The organism is Bradyrhizobium sp. (assembly GCF_019244115.1).
GTDB lineage: Bacteria > Pseudomonadota > Alphaproteobacteria > Rhizobiales > Xanthobacteraceae > Bradyrhizobium.
In genome coordinates this window covers 1-2,662 of sequence record NZ_JAFATE010000473.1, presented here as the reverse complement: position 1 = coordinate 2,662, position 2,662 = coordinate 1, and the positions used below count along the sequence as shown (strand labels likewise).

The window sequence follows — 2,662 nt, the reverse complement described above, 5'->3', positions numbered from 1 at the left end:
CAAGGAGCGCATCCGCCGCATCAGGGATCTCGCCTCCAAGGTCGAGTCCGGCGGCCGTCCGATCATCGAGGATCCGGCATTCCGCGAGAAGCTTGCGGCCTGCGAGATCGAGCTGAAGGCGCTCGAGCTGACGCAGCTCCGCGTCGTCGCCGATGAGGGCAAGCACGGCAAGGGCAAGCCGAATCCGGCGTCCTCGGTCTTGAAGATCAAGGGCTCGGAGATCCAGCAGACCACGACCGAGCTCCTGATGGAGGTAATCGGCCCGTTCGCGGCGCCCTACGACGTGCACGGCGACGAGGACTCAAACGAGACGATGGACTGGACCGCGCAGATCGCGCCGAGCTACTTCAACAACCGCAAGGTCTCGATCTACGGCGGCTCCAACGAGATACAGCGCAACATCATCACCAAGGCGGTGCTAGGGCTGTGACGAGCTAGCAAACGACAAGAACGAACGCCGTCCCCCGCGAAGGCGGGGGACCCAGTACGCCGCGGCGGTCGTCATTTGACGACAGGCGGCTGTGGTTACTGGATCCCCGCTTTCGCGGGGATGACAGCGGAGGACGAGGCGACGGCAACGAATTGCCCGCGCCGATTGGGAGAGTGAACGAACATGGATTTCGATTTGTCCGAGGAGCAGCGGCTCCTCAAGGAGAGCGTCGGCGGCCTCCTGACCGACGCCTATGATTTCGATAGTCGCAGGAAGTACATGCTGGAGAAGGGCGGCTGGAGCCGCGCGATCTGGGCCAAGCTCGCCGAGCAGGGCCTGCTCGGTCTGCCGTTCCCGGAAGCCGATGGCGGTTTTGGCGCCGGCGCCGTCGAGACCATGATCGTGATGGAGGCGCTGGGCCGGGCGCTGGTGCTGGAGCCTTATCTCGCAACCGTCGTGATCGGTGGCGGCTTCCTGCGCCATGGCGGCTCGGCCGCGCAGAAAGAGGCGCATATCCCCGGTATCATCGACGGCAGCAAAACCCTTGCCTTCGCGCAGCTCGAAAAGAACTCGCGCTACGATCTGAACGACGTCGTCACCTCGGCCAAGACGAAGGGCGACGGGTGGGTGATCGACGGCGAGAAATTCGTCGTCGTCAACGGCGAGAACGCCGATACGCTCATCGTCACCGCGCGCACCAAGGGCGCGCGCCACGACAAGTCGGGCATCGGCGTCTTCCTGGTGCCCGCCGATGCAAACGGCATTTCGAAGAAGGGCTATCCGACCCAGGATGGCCTTCATGCCGCCGACATCACCTTCACCGGCGTGGAGGTCGGCACTGAGGCCGCGATCGGCGATCCGGAGAATGCGTTGCCGCTGATCGAGCGCGTGGTGGACGAGGCGCGCGCCGCTGTCTGCGCGGAGGCGGTCGGCGCGATGGATGAATCGCTGAAGACGACGGTCGAATATCTGAAGACCCGAAAGCAGTTTGGCGTGGCGATCGGCAGTTTTCAGTCGCTGCAGCACCGCGCCGCCGACATGTTCGTGGCGCTGGAGCAGGCGCGCTCGATGTCGATGTTCGCGACCATGGCCGCCGATTTCGACGACGCGAAGGAGCGTGCGACTGCGGTCGCCGCGGCCAAGGTACAGGTCGGCAAGTCCGGAAAGTTCATCGGCCAGCAGTCGATCCAGCTCCATGGCGGCATCGGCATGACCATCGAGGCCAAGATCGGCCACTACTTCAAGCGGCTGACCATGATCGAGAACTCGCTCGGCGACAGCGAATATCACCTGCGCCGTGTCAGCGAGGCGGGCGGGCTGGTGTAAGCTCGGTCGTTGTCAGGCGCGCACCGAATACGACCGGTCATGCCCCGCGAAAGCGGGGCATCCAGTACGCCGTGGCCTTTCGTTTCAATCACCGCGTCTCGGACTATTGGACCGGCCGGTCTGGTGTTTAGTTCGGGGAGCCGATTGCTGTTCGGGAAGAGGGCTGACACATCTGGAGGCGCTCACATTCCGTTCGTGCCTTGACCTTCGCGTCGCAATCCGCTTGCCTCCCACCCGACATAATCAAAATCCTTCCGGGAAACGCCTTCAGGGAATACCGCAATGTCCTACGTGCTGGCCATCGATCAGGGCACCACCTCCTCGCGCGCCATCGTCTTCCGCTCCGACATCTCCATCGCCGCGACAGCGCAGCAGGAATTCCCGCAGCATTTTCCGGCGTCGGGCTGGGTCGAGCATGAGCCAGAGGACATCTGGACCTCGACGGTCATGACCTGCCGCGATGCGCTGGAAAAAGCCGGGCTCACCGCCAAAGACATCGCCGCGATCGTCATCACCAACCAGCGCGAGACCACGGTGGTGTGGGACCGCTTAACCGGCAAGGCGATCCATCGCGCCATCGTCTGGCAGGATCGCCGCACCGCCGACATCTGCGCCAAGCTGAAGGCCGACGGTGCCGAGCCGGTGATCTCCGCCAAAACCGGCCTCATCATCGATCCGTATTTCTCCGGCACCAAGATCGCCTGGCTGCTCGATCATGTGCCGGGCGCCCGCGCCCGCGCCGAGCGCGGCGAATTGCTGTTCGGCACCGTTGATTGCTACCTGTTGTGGCGGCTGACATCAGGCATGGTGCACGCGACCGATGCGACCAACGCCTCGCGCACGCTGCTGTTCGATATTCACAACGGTGCGTGGGACGACGAGCTGTTGCAGCTGCTCCGCGTGCCG

At 64.0% G+C, this 2,662-nt stretch carries 3 protein-coding genes; all 3 read left to right on the top strand.

All coding sequences use genetic code 11. The features are described from left to right. Window positions 1-430 (top strand): acyl-CoA dehydrogenase family protein (locus JOZ76_RS20795; protein WP_291701360.1); only part of this gene is annotated, 430 nt, incomplete at its 5' end. Between the two features lie 183 nt (window positions 431-613). After that, the gene (pimD, locus tag JOZ76_RS20790; protein ID WP_291701357.1) at window positions 614-1,756 is read left to right on the top strand and encodes a pimeloyl-CoA dehydrogenase small subunit; all 1,143 of its coding nucleotides are present in this window, start codon (window positions 614-616) and stop codon (window positions 1,754-1,756) included. 282 nt (window positions 1,757-2,038) lie between these two features. Beyond that, window positions 2,039-2,662 (top strand): FGGY family carbohydrate kinase (locus tag JOZ76_RS20785; protein ID WP_291701354.1); only part of this gene is annotated, 624 nt, incomplete at its 3' end.